Raw genomic sequence first — 17348 nt, 5'->3', positions numbered from 1 at the left:
TATAAAGAGACTGAGTGGATAATTGTGTTTGATTTACAAGGATTTGGCGCGCTACTACTGAGCGGCGCTACCGTCACCATCAAGCTTGCCATGACCAGTTTAGTCATCGGCATGGCTTTAGGGCTGCTCGGTGCCACAGCTAAGCTGTCCAATGTCTGGCTGCTGCGTAAAATTGCGACTGTATATACAGCGACAATGCGCGGTATTCCAGAGTTGCTATTGGTACTGTTTATCTATTACGGTGGCTCTATGCTGCTGATGACGATTCTCAAGAAATTCGGCTATAACGAATATGTTGAGATCAGTGCCTTTTGGGGTGGCGTGATGGCGTTGTCTATTGCGTTTGGCGCTTATGCGACTGAAATTTTTCGCATGTCGATCCAAGAGATTCCGATAGGGCAGAAAGAGGCGGCGCAAGCAATTGGCATGCGTCCTTTTCAGACGTTTTATCGCATTACCTTGCCACAAGTTTGGCAGATTGCGTTGCCAGGATTGGGCAATTTGTTTTTGGTGTTGCTCAAAGATACCGCATTGGTATCGGTCGTGGGTCTCAAAGACATCATGTATCAGGCGTCACGTGCCGCCCAATCAACGCAGCAGCCATTCACTTTTTATATGGCAGCGGCGATTATTTATCTGGGTTTAACCATGTTGATTACTGGTTTTATGATGTGGCTCGAATGGCGCGCCAATCCAGCGGCACGCTACGCTAAAAAGCTGAGCCGTCAGTCAACCCACCGTCAATCGACCATAGGATAGAGGAGAGATACTATGGATTGGAATTGGCAGGTTATTTTTGATAGTATTCCTGATTTATTAAACGGGGCAGTATTGACCGTACAGCTGGTGGTTATATCAGGTATTATCGGCCTATTTTTTGGTTTGGTTTTAGCCCAGTTGCGCTTGTCAAAAAACTGGCTGGTACAGATACTACCCTTTTCTTATATCTTCTTCTTCCGTGGCACACCGCTGCTGGTACAGATATTTTTGATTTATTATGGTCTAGGACAGTTTGAGGCTATACGGAATTCGTTCTTATGGGAACCTGTGCTCAGTCAAGCGTATTGGTGTGCCATCATTGCCTTTACCATGAATACCAGTGCTTATTTGGCAGAAATCATTCGCGGTGCGATTCAGACTATTCCTGTTGGTGAGCTCGAAGCAGCTGACGCTATCGGTATGTCGAAATGGCAAAAGCTTACGCGTATTACCTTACCCCGTGCCTTTGGTATTGTCATTCCAGCTTATAGCAATGAAGTGATCTTTATGCTAAAAGGCAGTGCGCTTGCGTCAACCATCGCTTTGATGGATATCACGGGTGTCGCTCGAACCATTAGTGCGCGAACTTATACCTTGATGGAGCTGTTCTTTGCTGCTGGTATTATTTACCTTCTATTATCATGGGTGATTCTGTTTAGCTTTAGGTTGTTTGAAAAAAGAATGAACCGCCACACAAGCTATGTACCGCCTGATGTAATGACCAACACCATACCTTAATGGTTTGGCTCAAAATAATGCTAAACAAAATAATAGCGGGTTAATATCTTAATATTAACCCGCTATTCTTTTGTTTAACTGCCATTTATCTCATTTTTATGACTATTTTTAAAATGAAGATAAGCCCTAGAAAAATAGCGACAGATAGTGCAGTATGTATGACCAACCTATCAATAATCTGCTGTGAGTGCCTAGTATGAGCAAATCACCCCATATGTCTTTAATCAATGCGATTGCTGCCAGCGTCAATGATGACACGAGTATCGCAATGGTTAACGATAGCGTACGTGCATCCATCGGCAAAGTGGTCTGTGTCGGCCGTAACTATGCGGAACACGCCCGCGAGCTTGGCAATGAGATACCAAAATCACCCATCTTATTTATGAAACCAGCATCGTCAGTGGTCAGTGTGCGTCATGATATCGTCCGTCCCAATCCAGCGATATATGGTGAGACCCATTATGAAGCTGAGCTGTGTGTGCAATTAGCAGCAGACTTATCGGCAGCCACGCTTGAACAAGCACAGCAAGCGATAGGTGGCGTGACTTTGGGGCTGGATTTGACCTTACGTGACTTGCAAAGTAAGCTCAAAGAAAAAGGTCATCCATGGGAGCGTGCTAAGTGTTTCGATGGTGCCTGTGTGCTTGCTGATTGGATTGATCCGCAAGCGTTTGGTGATTTTAGCCATGTCGAATATCAGCTTTATATCAATGATGAGTTGAAGCAAGATGGTGATAGTGCATTGATGCTATTTCCAGTTTATGAATTACTGGCAGAGATTAGCCATGCCTTTAGCTTACAAGCAGGTGACGTGATTATGACTGGAACGCCGAGCGGCGTTGGCATATTACAAGCAGGCGATGCGTTAAAATTGAAGCTCGGTGCCCATGAATGGCAGGCGCAGGTTCAATAAGTTTTTATAGCAGTACTATTTTATCAGTCGTCAAATGCAGCGACGCCATCAAAAAATCCCAAGTTAACGCTTGGGATTTTTTCGTTTTATGAGGTGCTCACAAAGTGCTGTCATGAGAATGTCATCTATGTTTCAACGTTCTGTCATAAACTCTCGGTAGACTTAGGCGTAATTCGTATTTTTGTGGTGATAATTGTAAAGCCGCGATCAACTCTCCGCCAATCCAGCCTAATAGCAAGGTGACTGATAATGACATTATTGAATAATAAACAACCACTTGCCCATGAAGTCGTTGAAGACTCTAATCCGACTGACAATATCGATTTTCAAACCATTATTAGTCGTCGTTTAAATCGTCGTAGTATCCTGAAAGGTGGCACAGGATTGACGGCGGCGGCTTTTTTTGGGGCGCTACCTTTGGTTGGCTGTAGCGATGATGATGACAGCAGTCCTATCAAGAATACTGATAATAACGCGGCTATCCCTGCACAGGGCGATCTCAAACGTCCTGAGACTTTGAAATTTACGGCAGTGGCGCATTCAACTGCCGAAACGATGAGCGTGGCAGCAGGCTATAAAGCCGAGATGATATTGCCACTGGGTACGCCACTGATATCTGGTATCGACGATTGGAAAGACAACCGAGAGCAGTCGGCAGAGTCATTCGAGTGGCGCATGGGTGATAACCATGACGGCATGTGGTTCTTCGGTAAAAAGGGCGGCGCTTATGATGCCAAAGCGGCAGAGAATGGTCTACTGGTGATGAATCATGAATATGTAAACAGTAATGAGCTGAGTCCGTTTGGCTATCATGTGATCCAAGATAACAACGCCGCGCCCATCTTTAAAAATCGTCGACTCGCGAGTGACGTGCGCCGAGAAGTCAATTGCCATGGGGTAGCAGTGGTCGAGATGACCAAACGTACTGATGGTAAGGGTTATGAGATGGTGACTGATTCGAAATATAATCGCCGTCTCACGAGTAGTAGTACGGCGCAGTTAACAGGGCCCGTTGCTGGCTCTGATTTGGTCAAGACTAAGTTTGATCCGACAGGCTTTCAGACGCGCGGCATCAATAATAACTGCGGTGCAGGTTTGTCACCTTGGGGCACCTATCTGACCACCGAAGAGAACTTTTTAGGGGTATTCGCCCGTGGGCAAGATGCTAGCCAATTAAGTGATGGGCAAAACTATGGTCGCGAGCGCTACGGTGCAACAGAGGATTTCCCAGGCTGGGAGTATCTGTGGCACACACCTGAAGCCAAAGATGCCAAGATAGCCGATGAATTTTCGCGCTGGGATATGACCGCCGTCGGTACCAGTGCTGCTGACGATTATCGTAATGGCTTTAATACCTTTGGCTATATCACCGAAATTGACCCGTTTGACCAAAACTCTATGCCGCAAAAACGTACGGCACTGGGACGTTTTGCCCATGAAAACTGTGCTTATACCCCCGTTGAACAAGGCAAACCGGTGGTCTTTTATATGGGCGATGATGCTCGCGGCGAATATATTTATAAGTTTGTCTCCAAAGCCACATGGTCAAATAGTGATATCGGCGGTGGCTTAAAAGCGGGCGATAAGTATTTGAATGACGGCACGCTCTATGTTGCTATCTTTAATGAAGATGGCAGCGGTGAATGGAAAGCACTCGTCCATAGTCAAAACGGACTGGATGCCTCCAATACGGTATTGCCTTTTAATGGACAAGATGAGGTGTTGGTTTTTGCTCGTGCCGCAGCAGATGTGGTCGGCGCAACCAAAATGGATCGACCAGAGTGGGTATCGGTTAGCCCTATGACGGGTGAGGTATACGTCACATTGACCAATAATAAATATCGCGGCGTACGTGAAGACCAACCTGTGTCAGCCTCTAATCCGCGTAGCTATCAAGCAGGTGAAAAAGCGGCAGGTAATGACAACGGTCATATCATTCGCTGGGCAGAAGCAGGTGGCGATCATGCGGCCATGAGTTTTGAGTGGGACATTTATTTGTTTGCCACGCCTTATGATCTGGCCGCAGAAAATTTGTCACAGTTAAATGATAGCAATGATTTGTCTTCTCCCGATGGTTTGTACTTCGATCCGCGTGGCGTATTATGGATTCAGACCGATGATGGCGCTTATACCGATACCAGTAGCTGTATGTTACTGGCGGCGCTGCCGGGTAAAGTCAGTGATGGGACAGCCATAACGACCTCAGCGGGACAACAAACACGAGTTGGGATGCCTGCTAGTAATGACAATATCAAACGTTTTTTTGTCGGTCCTGAAGGCTGTGAAGTCACAGGTATTACCATGGCTCCTGACTTTAAAACCTTATTTATCAATATTCAGCATCCGGGTAATACTTGGGGTGCTATTGCTGGAGGCAGTACGCCGCGCTCAGCGACCGTAATGATTACGCGTGAAGATGGCGACGTCATACTGGCAGAGTCGTTTGTCTAGTTAGACATTTGCATGAGTAATGATGTGTCTTTCTCAACAAAAAAATCCCAAGTCATGGCTTGGGATTTTTTATTTTGGAGGATAGTTATTAATATGTAAGCATTGGTATTAAAGGATAGCGCCTTTCTTTGACAATAAAGATACTTGATAGTTAAATCATTCTCTTCTGTTTATGACAATTACAGGATAGTATGGAAAATTCCTTCAACTGCTTGATATGTTAACACTATGACCAGTCCAAAACCTTTAGAAACCATTCATGATTTATTTGCCACCACTCGGCGTCCAACTGCTGTTGAGTCGGATACTGGTGAAGGTTTTCAGGGCGATGTCTATGAAGAGCTGGCGAAACTTGAATATATCTATGTCGATGAGCTGAGCGCCGAGACGGTGGACAACAGCTATAGCAAACCGCATCAGCCTATTACGTTGGTTGATTTTTTTGAAGGCTTGGCTCAGTTGGCAACGATGGGCGTGGTGGAAGTCACTGATATTGTAGAGGCTATCCATCGTGAGATTCTGCTGCGTCCTTTAGGGCGGTTTAATAAAGGCAATATTGAGCACTGGCAGCGCGGTATCACAGGGCGGATTTATGGCACGGTGCGTTATACGATGCAATTGGTGGGCAATAATCTTGCCTCAGGGCTGCGTCTTTATAACACTGTTTCTAAACCCAAAAAAATACAACCTTTACCCAAAAACTTACGTCGCTTGGTCAATATTCTAAATGGCGTCATGGGCGATCACCTTATCACTCATCACAATCCATTGGCAGTATCGATGGTGCTATACGATGAATACAATCGTGTACAAAGTGGCGCGCTGTCCGGGCGTATTATTATTTTATGCCATGGGCTTTGTATGAGTCATTTGAGCTGGCAGGTATCTGGAGAAGGCAATTTGGGTGAAGCGTTGGTCAATCACTTGCCAAAAGCGACGGTTCTGTATTTAAACTATAATACGGGTCGGCGTATTTCTAGCAACGGACGTAGCTTTGCAAAAGTCTTGCAAGATTTGGTTGAGAGTAATCCCGACGTCACTCAAATAGATTTAATCGGTCATAGTATGGGCGGTTTGTTGAGCCGTAGTGCGTTGTTTTACGGTAAAGAGCAAGGCTTTAGCTGGGTCAAACGGGTGGGTAATCTTGTCACCTTAGGCTCACCGCATCATGGCGCAAGCTTGGAGCAGATTGGACATTTTGTTCAAGATAAAATCGCTAAGCTGCCTTTTGCAGGATCATTGGCTAAATTGGGCGACTTGCGTAGCGCCGGTATTATAGATTTACGTTACGGCAGTATTCGCGATGCTGATTGGAAGTCTACCGAAGGGCGCAGTGTGCTGCCAGCAGAGTTTCGTCATCCCACGCGTTTGCCCCTGCATGTGAATACCTATTTAGTGGCAGCAGCTTTGATTGAAACTCATTATGAATCTAAGACCACAAGTTTGCTTGGGGACGGGTTGGTCTCAGTAGAGTCAGCGCTCGGCGAATATACCGAAGAGCATACGCTAGCAGTACCAGAGGGACATAAGGCGATTTTTTATGGAGTCAATCACATGAATTTAATCTACAGCGATAGAGTACATGAGCAAGTTATTGCTTGGCTATTGGATAACAGGCTAGGCGATGCCCATGATGCAAAGTATGGGCTTGATAGTCGTATCTATTCTTATCCAGAAGTGGATGAGGTAGCCAATTAAGCGTGCTCGAAACCATTTATATCGTCAGTCATAAATTTCAAGCCCTGACGTTAAAAACCCCCAAGCGACACACTTGAGGGTTTTTTTATTACTAAGCGAGCTGCACTAAACCCTAATTACTCAGAAAATATCGCGGTCACATCGTCTTTATTAAATTTATACATCTCGCCACAAAAACCGCAATCCATCTCAAAGTTACCGCCTTGCTCATCAATGATGTCTAAGGCTTCTGCTTCACCGATTTGCTCAATGGCCATCTCACATTTCTCACGGGAGCAGGTACAACCAAATGATAAGGCAACAGGGTCGGGCGCGACGACATTTTCCTCATGATACAAGCGATAAAGGATTTCGTTGGCATCAAGCGTGGTCAACTCTTCAGCTTTCACTGTCCGTGTCAAAACGCTCAGACGCGTCCACAAGTCATCGTCGATACCCGCATCTTGGTTTTGCTCGACTTCATAGGTTTCTTCAGCAGTACGAGGAAGCATCTGTACCAACATGCCACCCGCTTGTAGACCATCAGATGCCAAATTAATCAAGGTTGGAATCTGCGCCGATTGCTTTTGGTAGTGCGCTAAGCAGTCTGCCAAATTGTCATGGCTGCGCTCGACGATGCCTTGATAGGCTTCGCCGCCTTCAGGCTGAATGTTAATAAACAACACGCCTTGACCCATCGAACCCAATTCAGCAAATGCCTCTTTGGCATGAGTCATATTTTCCCAAGCCTGTACTTGCTCATCAGTCTCACCCTTCCAGCTAGCAAGGGCACGGATGATACCGTCTTGATTGCATTCTGCCATTGCCCAGTTTAGCAAGCTATCGCTGTCTGATGATTGCAACTGAATGGACAGGTGACCATTGATTTTGACCGTGCCGATAAGCAAACTCGCTGCTGTCAGCATCTCACCCAATAAGCGCTTGATCGCTTCAGGATAAGGCTTTTGGGCTATTGTACTGGCATAGCTGCGTGATAGGCGCACCACATCACCGCGCACTGGCGAATCTTCAATAAAGAAACGTTGACGTACGTCATTGTCACTATGGTTGCCAGCGTTCTGGCTGTCCGTATTAGGGACTTGAGTATCTTGTGTCATAGGTCATTTATAGTATTAAGAAGTTGTTAGCTTTATGGGGATTCATCGTGATTTATCAATTGCCCGTTAGATATTGTTTAACAGATTAAAGGCGTTTATTGGATAGTTATTGTGATACTAAACCCGATATCCTTAAAAAATAAGCCTCATTAAAAATTTTTTACCCACACCCGCTATTTTGTTGTACAGTAACATTAAGTTGCATTGTGATAAATAACAGCAACAACAACCGCATGGATGCGTGGCAATAAGGTCAATGAATAAGACCTGTGTCGTCCAAGCACTCATTCAATCTTGTGATAATGTGATAAAAGGATGTATCTCATGAGCTATCTATCTTCTAGGTCTTTCTCTAAACCTTTAACTCTCGCTGCTTTTATGGCACTAGGTCTTGCAGGGTGTAATAACAGTAGCCAAACCAGCACTGATGCGCCAGCAGATGATGCAACAGCGACAGAAACCACTACCAACGGTACTCTACAAAAAATCAAAGACTCGGGTACTATCGTGGTCGGTCACCGTGACTCTTCTATTCCATTTTCTTATATCGCTGACGACCCAAATAAGCCGATTGGTTATGCACACGATTTAGAGATGAAAGTCGTCGAAGCGGTTAAGCAAAAGCTAAACATGCCAGACCTCAACGTCCGTTATAACCTTATCACCTCACAAACCCGTATTCCCTTGGTACAAAACGGCACGGTCGACTTTGAATGTGGTTCGACCACCAACAACGAAGAGCGTCAAAAACAAGTGGCATTCTCTAACGGTTTCTTTGAAATCGGTACGCGTTTATTGACCAAAAAAGACTCAGGTATTCAAGATTTCGAAGACCTAAAAGGTAAGACCTTAGTCACCACCGCAGGCACAACTTCAGAGCGTTATATTCGTCAGTATAACGATGACAACAAAATGGACATGAATATCATTTCAGCAAAAGACCACGGCGAAGGCTTCCTTATGCTAGAAAATGGTCGCGCGGATGCCTTTATGATGGATGATGTACTACTTGCTGGCGAAAAAGCCAAAGCAAAAAATCCTGATGAATGGGTCATCGTCGGCACGCCGCAATCGTTTGAGATTTATGGCTGTATGATGCGTAAGGATGATCCTGAGTTCAAAGCAGTGGTCGATGAAGCGTTAGCGAATGTCTTTAAATCAGGGGAAATCAACAGCATTTATGACAAGTGGTTCCTAAACCCAATCCCACCAAAGAACGTCAATCTAAACTTTGAGATGTCTGACAACTTGAAAGCCTTGATTGCCAGTCCGCATGACAGCGCTCAGCCGAAAGTTGCGACGGCACAGTAATTATTGTCCTGCAACATAGCTTGCTTACGTGTTCAGACTGATGTTGATGTCAATCTGAACACGTAGGATTTTCAGTCGCTGCTCGGAGAGACAACCATGAATTATAGCTGGAACTGGGGTGTGCTCTTTGAGCAGACTGGTATCGGTAATGAGCTTTATATCCATTGGATGATTACTGGTCTTGGCTGGCTACTATTGATTGGTAGTATCGCATGGGCCATTGCTATGGTCGTAGGTACTATCTTTGGCATCATGCGTACTTTGCCTAATAAGACCGCTCGTGCCATTGGCACCGCTTATGTGACATTTTTTCGTAATATTCCACTGCTTGTCCAGTTGTTCTTTTGGTTTTATATTGCACCTGGCTGGCTCACGCCCACGATACAAGAATGGTGGTATAAGGATTTATCTCCCAATACTTCAGCCATGCTCTCAGCAAGTATCGGTCTTGGCTTATTTACCGCCGCTCGTATCGTTGAACAAGTGCGTACAGGTATTGAGTCGTTGCCCGAAGGTCAGATCAATGCTGCTTATGCACTAGGCTTTAGTATTCCACAAGTCTACAAAGAAGTACTGCTACCGCAGGCCTTTCGTATTATTTTGCCCCCGCTCAGCTCTGAGCTGACTAACTGCTTCAAAAACGCCTCCGTCGCCTCGTTAGTGGGGGTAATGGAGCTGATTAGTCAAACCAAAACTATTAGCGAATATACCCAAAACAGCATCGAGATTTATACCTACGCGACGATTATTTATTTAATATTTAACTTATCGTTGATTGCTATTATGGGGTTAATTGAGCGCAAACTGCGTGTACCTGGGCTCATTGCAGGAGGTCAGAAATGAACATGATGACCGAATTGGCAACAGCCTATCCTGGTTTGATGGGCGGCATGATTACCACCTTAAAAGTGCTGTTTTTGGCGATTATTGGTGGTATTAGTTTAGGAACGGTATTGGCGTTGATGCGCTTGTCTGGTATCAAAGCGCTTGAGATTCCAGCAAAGCTATACGTCAATTACTTCCGCTCTGTACCGCTACTACTGGTGCTACTGTGGTTTTACTTTGCCGTACCGATGATTTATTTTTGGATAGCGGGTAAGTACTTACAACTTGATGCTGCTTTTGCTTCTTGTGTGGTTGCTTTTATGATGTTTGAAGCCGCTTACTTTTCAGAGGTGGTGCGTGCTGGTATTCAATCGATTGGTAGTGGGCAGGTCAATGCCGCCAAAGCGCTGGGTATGACTTATGGGCAGACCATGCGTCTGGTTATTTTGCCACAAGCCTTTCGCAAAATGCTGCCGCTAATCTTACAACAGTGTATTATTTTATTCCAAGATACGACGTTGGTTTTCGCTATTGGTTTGACAGACTTTTTCCGTGCCGCCTATGTACGCGGTGAGCTTATGGGTTTGCTGACGCCTTACATTTTGGGTGCGGGTGCGGTGTATTTTATCATCAGTGTCAGTGCCTCCGTGGGCGTCCAACAATTGCAAAAGCGTTTGCGATTCTGATAGATATTTATCTTGGCTTGCGCTTTTTGAGTGTTGAGGCTTTGGTTGAGTAGTTGATCTAACTTTTCTTAAATGACGATTATTAAAAACAATGTGGTTAGGAGCCAGTGATGAGCAAAGCTGATACATACTTAAATGCCTTTGGCGGACTGGTCACCAATAATGGTCATGCTAGTGATGAGATGGTCATTCAAATGTCCGATGTCAGCAAATGGTATGGGGATTTTCAAGTATTGAGTGATTGTACGGCGCATGTACATAAAGGTGATGTCGTCGTCGTGTGCGGGCCATCAGGTAGTGGTAAATCAACCTTGATTAAAACGGTCAATGGACTGGAGCCTTTTCAAGAAGGTGGGATCATGGTGAATGGTATCTCAGTTGGTGCGGCAAAAACCAATCTGCCAAAATTACGCAGCCGTGTCGGCATGGTCTTTCAGCATTTTGAGCTGTTTCCGCATTTGACTATCATTGATAATTTGACAGTGGCTCAAATTAAAGTATTGGGTCGCAAAGAGAGTGAGGCCAAACAAAAAGCTATGGCATATTTAGATCGTGTTGGACTAACGGTACAGGCCGCGAAGTATCCAGCCGAGCTCTCTGGTGGTCAGCAGCAGCGTGTTGCGATTGCACGAGCGCTGGCAATGGATCCTGTAGCGATGCTCTTTGATGAGCCGACCTCTGCGCTTGACCCTGAGATGATTCAAGAAGTGCTCGATGTTATGGTCGAGTTGACTCGTGATGGCATGACCATGATGTGTGTGACCCATGAAATGGGCTTTGCTAGTCAAGTAGCCAACCGTATTATCTTTATGGACGAAGGTCATATTGTCGAGAACTGTAGTAAAGATGAGTTTTTTGAAGGGGCAAAAAGTGACCGCGCGCAACTGTTCTTATCGAAGATTTTGAATCACTAACCATTTATATAGCTCTTATTATATAGCTCTATGATAATACTAGGGCGTGTCCTCATTTTAAAAATGATGATAAGAATGAGATAAATTGCCGTCAAACAAGGAAAATAGCGCAAATAATATCGAGATATGAATCAGCTATTTGACTTAGCTTGGCAAAATCTAACCGTTTTCAGTCCATTTGGTTGCTTTCGTTCAGATTGAGGACACGCCCTAAGCGTCTATTTATAGGCGCTTTTTTGTGCGTGATAGCTTGACGCATTCAATCGTGACGTTGATACGATTCACTAAATAAGTGAAAAAGTGAGTGAATACCTGTTTACTGATACAATAGCGGTCAATATGCTAACAACTAAAATAATTGCTTATCTATATTGGAGCTAATATGAGCGCTGAAAACTCAGAAGTATCAAACAACGGTATCGTCATTATTGGTGCAGGTTTGGCAGGCTGGCATGTGATTGATGCCATTCGTGCAAAAGACAAAGACATTCCGATTACTTTAATTACTGCCGATAGCGGCGATCGTTATCACAAGCCAATGCTGACCATGGCAATTAGCCAAAAGAAAAGTGCAGCAGATTTGGTCAGAGCAACGGGTGTTGATGCCGCAGAAGCTGCAAATATTAAGCTACTTGCCAACACGCAAGTAACGGATGTTGACGCTAGCACTCAAGAATTACAACTGGTCTCTGCACTGCGCTCAGATCCCGTTTATACCAATTACGCTACGATCGGCTATGACAAGCTGGTACTAGCGATGGGTGCGCACCCTATCTTCCCAAAAAGCTTGCCAGAGGATTTGGTATGGCACGTCAATCATATTGAGCGTTTTGGACAGTTGCAAGAAAAGCTAGCCACTGGCAGTCAGCACGTTGCTATCGTCGGTGCTGGTATGGTTGGGACAGAGATTGCCGAGGACTTGTTAAAAGCAGGTCATCAGGTGACACTCATTGATTTAAACGATGCGCCGCTATCACAAATGCTACCGCCAAAAGCAACGGCTCGTATTGCGCAAGCGGTCAAATCGCAAGGGATTAACTTTTTAGGAGGGTATCAGGTATCTGCTATTACTCGTATCAGTGATGGAAAACTGCAGGTCAGTTATGAGGCGTTAGCATCAGCGACAGAAAGCAGTACTGCTGAGGCAATCGAACCACTTATGGTCGATCATGTGATTGCTAGTACCGGTCTGACGGTCGATGACAAACTACCTGCCGCAGCTGGTGTCGATTTTGACCGTCGCACTGGTATCGTGGTGGATGCGCCGACCTTGCGTACCAGTAAGGCCAATATTTATGCGATTGGTGACTGTATGTCTATCGATGGCGTGCCGTGTCGCTATGTCGCACCGTTACGCGCGCAGGCTGCTACCATTGCTGATGATGTATTGGACTTAGAGCATAATGGCTACGATCATAAGCCACCCATGATTCGTCTAAAAAACAAAGCAATCTCCGTCATGGTGACAGGCGTGCCAAAAGCGACTGGTAATTGGCAGGTCAAGATAGAAAGTGATGAAGAATTGGTCATGGACTTGCTAAATGATAGTGATGAAGTCAGCGCAACGGTAACGATTAAATCGCCTGTAGTGCCTAAAACATAATTGTAAAAGTATTACAAATCATAGCCAGTGTTGTCATCTTTATGCAGCACTGGCTTTTCTATATCTATAGTCAGAGAACTAGTAAACCGCTACGGTGTTACCCTCCCTAGAGGTACTATATTATGTACAATCTGCGGTCGGCTGCCTTGTAGCTGGTTTAGATTTCTTTGACTATATAACTTTTTATATCAATCATAATCGATACGCACTGTATCAATATTATTGACAGGCTTTCATTTAAGAGGCTATATTGGTTAGGGCTGGATTTAATTATAGTCTATGGTGACAGAGAATATTCAAGGAAGAATATGAGATTTACCTTTGTAGTCTATTACCGCTCTGATAACAAACATTAAACAGCAAAACGAAAGGACTCGTAATGACTCAGATTACCGATTTTGACAGCATTATTAATGAAAGTACGCCTAATAACAGTATTCTCAATAATATCCCTAAAGTTAATGTAGGCGTGCGTTCAGCAAATGCGCCACTCATACAAAGCCATGATAAAGGCATTGATGTGCCGCTGATTGAAGCGACAATCGGTGATTTTTTTGATGCTATCGTATTCAAATATCCAGAGCGTGAAGCATTGGTTTCTCGCCATCAAAATATTCGTTGGACGTACCTCGAACTACAAGAGAAAGTCAATCAGTTAGCGAGTACCATGATTGAAATGGGACTTGAGATTGGTGATCGCATCGGTATCTGGTCACACAATAATGCTGAATGGCTGCTGATGCAATTGGCAACCGCGAAAGTCGGCGTTATCCTTGTCAATATTAATCCTGCTTATCGTACCTTTGAGCTGCAGTATGCGCTGAATAAGCTAGGCTGTTCGGCATTGGTATTAATGCGTCATTTCAAAAGCAGCGACTATACACAAATGATTCGTGAGCTTTGTCCTGAGATTTATCATAAAGATTATACACAGCTTGATTTGGTCGAGATTCCAACGATTGAGCGCATCATTTGGATTGATGACTCAGACAGCGATGAGAATTTTAATTTTATGCAAAAATTCTCTGCTTGGATGGTAGAGGGTAACGCAAACGACCCTCGTTTAGCTGCGCGCCAAGCACAGCTTAAGAATACCGATGCTATTAGTGTACAGTTTACTAGTGGGACAACGGGTACACCCAAAGGCGCTACTTTAACGCATCGAAATATCCTGAATAATGGCTACTTCCTTGGCGAAGGTATGAGGCTGACAGAGGAAGATAGGCTATGCATTCCATTACCACTTTATCACTGCTTTGGGATGGTGGGTGGTAACTTAGCTATTTTGACCCATGGTGGCTGCGCGGTGTATCCCAACGATGGTTTTGATCCGCTAACGGTATTGCAAACGGTGGAAGAGGAAAAATGTACCGCTCTGCTTGGGGTACCGACGATGTTTATCGCAGAGCTCGATCATCCAGACTTCGACAGTTTTGACTTGACCAGCTTACGCACTGGTATCATGGGCGGCTCTAGCTGTCCGATTGAGGTTATGCGCCGCGTCATGGATAAAATGCACATGAGCGAGGTGACGATTGCTTATGGCATGACCGAGACCAGTCCAGCTTCTTGTCAAACCAGCTCGCAAACACCCCTTGAAAAAAGAGTCTCTACCGTAGGGATGGTGCTGCCTGCGATTGAGGTCAAAATCGTCGACACTGAAACGGGTGATGTCGTCCCGATTGGAGAGACGGGCGAATTACTCACTTATGGCTATGCGGTGATGAAAGGCTATTGGGGCAGCCGCTTTAAAACACGCGCGGCGATTACTGATGGCTGGATGCATACGGGTGATTTGGCGGTAATGGACGAAGATGGCTACATCACTGTGGTTGGACGTAGCAAGGACATGGTCATTCGCGGCGGCGAAAATATCTATCCAGTAGAAGTCGAAAACTATCTCTATCGTCATCCGAAGATTCGCGATGTACAAATTGTTGGTGTTCCTGATAAAAAGTATGGTGAGGTACTCGCGGCGTGGATTATTACAAAAGAGCCAAATAGCTTAAGCGAAGAAGAGATAAGGCTGTTTTGTTGTGACCATATTGCTCATTATAAAGTGCCGACCTACTTTCGTTTCGTTGATGAATATCCAATGACCATCACTGGTAAAATTCAGAAATTCAAAATCGTTGAGCAAATGATAAAAGAATTGGGTCTGAAGTGATTTGAGACTATTAATCACTGGAAAAGCCAGCTTTTTTCTATATGTGATAAGGCTGGCTTTTTTGATTTAAGTCATTCAAGAAATTCGTCACTTAATCATGACTGATGAATTTATCTTATAACATCATTTTAAATGATACATATTGTATTACTATTATTGACAGCCTTCGATTTAAGACGGTATAGTAACTAACGCTAGTTAAGACCTGTTCAAGGAAGAATGAATCGGTGATAGGCGACTAATAAGCACCATAAAAAGTAAAACGAAAGGACTCGTTATGACGCAAACTTCTGATTTTGATGCGACTAAAATTGATTTTGATACTATTCTAAATAGCATTCCTAGTATTAATATGGGCGCACGCTCAGCAAATGCACCGCTTACCCAAAGCTATGATAAAGGTCCTGATGTGCCGCTCATTGAAGCGACTATCGGTGACTTTTTTGATGCTATTGTATCCAAATATCCAGAGCGCGAAGCTTTGGTTTCTCGCCATCAAAATATCCGTTGGACTTACCGCGAGCTGCAACAGCAAGTCAATCAGCTGGCCAGTAGTATGATTGAGATGGGGCTGGAAATCGGCGATCGCATCGGTATCTGGTCACACAACAATGCTGAATGGCTGCTCATGCAGTTAGCAACGGCAAAAGTCGGTATTATCCTTGTCAATATCAATCCTGCCTATCGTACCTTTGAGCTGCAATATGCCTTGAATAAATTGGGCTGCTCGGCGCTTGTGCTCATGCGTCATTTTAAAACCAGCGATTACGCCAGTCTCATCAGTGAACTATGTCCTGAGATTTATCACAAAGACTATACCCAGCTTGATTTGGTCGAGATTCCGACGATTGAGCGCATTATTTGGATTGATGAGCCAGCATCTGAAGAAACCTTTGGCTTTATGCAGAAATTCTCTGCATGGATGGCGGAAGGCGATGCCAACGATCCGCGTGTTGCAGAGCGCCAAGCCCAGCTCAGAAACATGGATGCTATCAATGTACAGTTCACTAGTGGCACGACTGGTACGCCAAAAGGGGCGACTTTAAGCCATCGTAATATTCTTAACAACGGTTACTTCATCGGTGAGGCCATGAATCTCACGGAAGAAGATAGACTGTGCATTCCAGTGCCACTCTATCACTGTTTTGGTATGGTACTTGGTAACTTAGCTATTCTTACTCATGGCGGCTGTATCGTTTATCCAAATGATGGTTTTGAACCGTTGTCAGTTTTGCAAGCAGTCGAAGATGAAAAGTGTACCGGTTTGCACGGTGTGCCAACGATGTTTATCGCTGAGCTTGACCACCCTGAATTTGAAAACTTTGATTTATCAACTTTGCGTACTGGCATCATGGCCGGCTCTAGCTGTCCGATTGAAGTCATGCGCCGCGTCATTGATAAGATGCACATGAGCGAAGTCACCATTGCCTATGGCATGACAGAGACCAGTCCCGTATCTTGTCAGACCAATGAACATACGCCGCTTGATAAGCAAGTATCTACCGTTGGCCTAGTACAGCCTGCGCTTGAAGTCAAAGTTGTGAATACTGAAACGGGTGAGACTGTCGCATTGGGCGAAACGGGTGAGCTACTGACACGCGGTTATTCAGTGATGAAAGGCTATTGGGGTAGTCGCTTTAAAACCCGCGCTGCCATCCAAGACGGTTGGATGCATACGGGTGATTTGGCAACCATGGATGAGGACGGTTATGTCAAAATCGTTGGTCGTAGTAAAGATATGGTCATTCGCGGCGGCGAGAATATCTATCCGGTCGAAATCGAAAACTATCTCTATCGTCATCCTAAGATTCGTGATGTACAAATCGTTGGTATTCCTGATAAAAAATATGGTGAAGTACTCGCGGCTTGGATTATCCCTAAAGAAGCAGACAGCTTGACGGAAGAAGAAGTGCGCGAGTTCTGTAGCGAGCATATCGCCCATTATAAGGTGCCGACTTATTATCGCTTTGTCACTGAATATCCGATGACTATCACTGGAAAAATTCAGAAATATAAAATCATCGAGCAGATGAAAGAAGAGCTAGGGTTATAGTCAGATGATGACTTAATCTGTAATACTAAAGACTATTTCAGATCTGTTATATTGAAAATTATTATTATGAGTCAAGACTAAAAGAAAAAAGCCACTCGCATTTACGTACCTACGTATTAAAGAAAAAGGGATA

13 protein-coding genes are annotated in these 17348 nt (G+C 44.6%); 12 read left to right on the top strand and 1 reads right to left on the bottom strand.

What is annotated here, in order from left to right; all coding sequences use genetic code 11:
* Window positions 1–24: 24 nt before the first annotated feature.
* From JMX82_RS05720 to JMX82_RS05700, 5 genes are all read left to right on the top strand, one after another.
* Window positions 25–759 (top strand): ABC transporter permease, encoded by a 735-nt coding sequence (locus JMX82_RS05720; RefSeq protein ID WP_045453595.1) that lies wholly within the window; start codon window positions 25–27, stop codon window positions 757–759.
* A gap of 12 nt (window positions 760–771) precedes the next feature.
* Entirely contained in the window at window positions 772–1497 is a 726-nt protein-coding gene (locus JMX82_RS05715; RefSeq protein ID WP_045443544.1) for an ABC transporter permease, read from the top strand.
* Between the two features lie 268 nt (window positions 1498–1765).
* Window positions 1766–2410 (top strand): fumarylacetoacetate hydrolase family protein, encoded by a 645-nt coding sequence (locus tag JMX82_RS05710; RefSeq protein ID WP_227676394.1) that lies wholly within the window; start codon window positions 1766–1768, stop codon window positions 2408–2410.
* 249 nt (window positions 2411–2659) lie between these two features.
* Window positions 2660–4861 carry a PhoX family protein gene (locus JMX82_RS05705; protein WP_201539817.1) on the top strand — a complete coding sequence of 734 codons (2202 nt, stop codon included), beginning with the start codon at window positions 2660–2662 and terminating at the stop codon, window positions 4859–4861.
* Between the two features lie 228 nt (window positions 4862–5089).
* Complete coding sequence (locus JMX82_RS05700) at window positions 5090–6559, top strand: esterase/lipase family protein (RefSeq protein WP_201539816.1); 1470 nt, start codon at window positions 5090–5092, stop codon at window positions 6557–6559.
* A gap of 116 nt (window positions 6560–6675) precedes the next feature.
* Here JMX82_RS05700 and JMX82_RS05695 read toward each other — a convergent pair whose 3' ends face one another.
* Complete coding sequence (locus tag JMX82_RS05695; RefSeq protein WP_201539815.1) at window positions 6676–7656, bottom strand: Hsp33 family molecular chaperone HslO; 981 nt, start codon at window positions 7654–7656, stop codon at window positions 6676–6678.
* Window positions 7657–7980: 324 nt separating this feature from the next.
* On the opposite strand from JMX82_RS05695, the gene JMX82_RS05690 reads away from it, so the two are divergent.
* The 7 genes from JMX82_RS05690 (at window position 7981) to JMX82_RS05660 (ending at window position 17215) form a co-directional block, all read left to right on the top strand.
* The gene (locus JMX82_RS05690) at window positions 7981–8967 is read left to right on the top strand and encodes a glutamate/aspartate ABC transporter substrate-binding protein (protein WP_201539814.1); all 987 of its coding nucleotides are present in this window, start codon (window positions 7981–7983) and stop codon (window positions 8965–8967) included.
* A 96-nt stretch (window positions 8968–9063) separates the two neighbouring features.
* Complete coding sequence (locus JMX82_RS05685; RefSeq protein ID WP_201539813.1) at window positions 9064–9810, top strand: amino acid ABC transporter permease; 747 nt, start codon at window positions 9064–9066, stop codon at window positions 9808–9810.
* Window positions 9807–10478: an ABC transporter permease subunit gene (locus JMX82_RS05680; RefSeq protein ID WP_060490392.1), complete on the top strand. Its 672-nt coding sequence runs from the start codon at window positions 9807–9809 to the stop codon at window positions 10476–10478. The genes JMX82_RS05685 and JMX82_RS05680 overlap by 4 nt, the downstream gene beginning before the upstream one ends.
* Window positions 10479–10660: 182 nt before the next feature.
* Window positions 10661–11392, top strand: a complete 732-nt coding sequence (locus JMX82_RS05675) for an amino acid ABC transporter ATP-binding protein (protein ID WP_045443837.1) — start codon at window positions 10661–10663, stop codon at window positions 11390–11392.
* 382 nt (window positions 11393–11774) lie between these two features.
* Window positions 11775–12995: an FAD-dependent oxidoreductase gene (locus JMX82_RS05670; RefSeq protein ID WP_201539812.1), complete on the top strand. Its 1221-nt coding sequence runs from the start codon at window positions 11775–11777 to the stop codon at window positions 12993–12995.
* Between the two features lie 379 nt (window positions 12996–13374).
* Complete coding sequence (locus JMX82_RS05665; protein WP_201539811.1) at window positions 13375–15162, top strand: AMP-binding protein; 1788 nt, start codon at window positions 13375–13377, stop codon at window positions 15160–15162.
* 277 nt (window positions 15163–15439) lie between these two features.
* A complete protein-coding gene (locus JMX82_RS05660; protein ID WP_201539810.1) occupies window positions 15440–17215 on the top strand; it encodes an AMP-binding protein in 1776 nt (591 codons plus the stop codon).
* The last annotated feature ends 133 nt before the right edge of the window (window positions 17216–17348 follow it).

Source organism: Psychrobacter sp. 1044 (assembly GCF_904846525.1).
Lineage (GTDB): Bacteria > Pseudomonadota > Gammaproteobacteria > Pseudomonadales > Moraxellaceae > Psychrobacter.
This window is presented reverse-complemented; position numbering and strand designations above follow the sequence as displayed.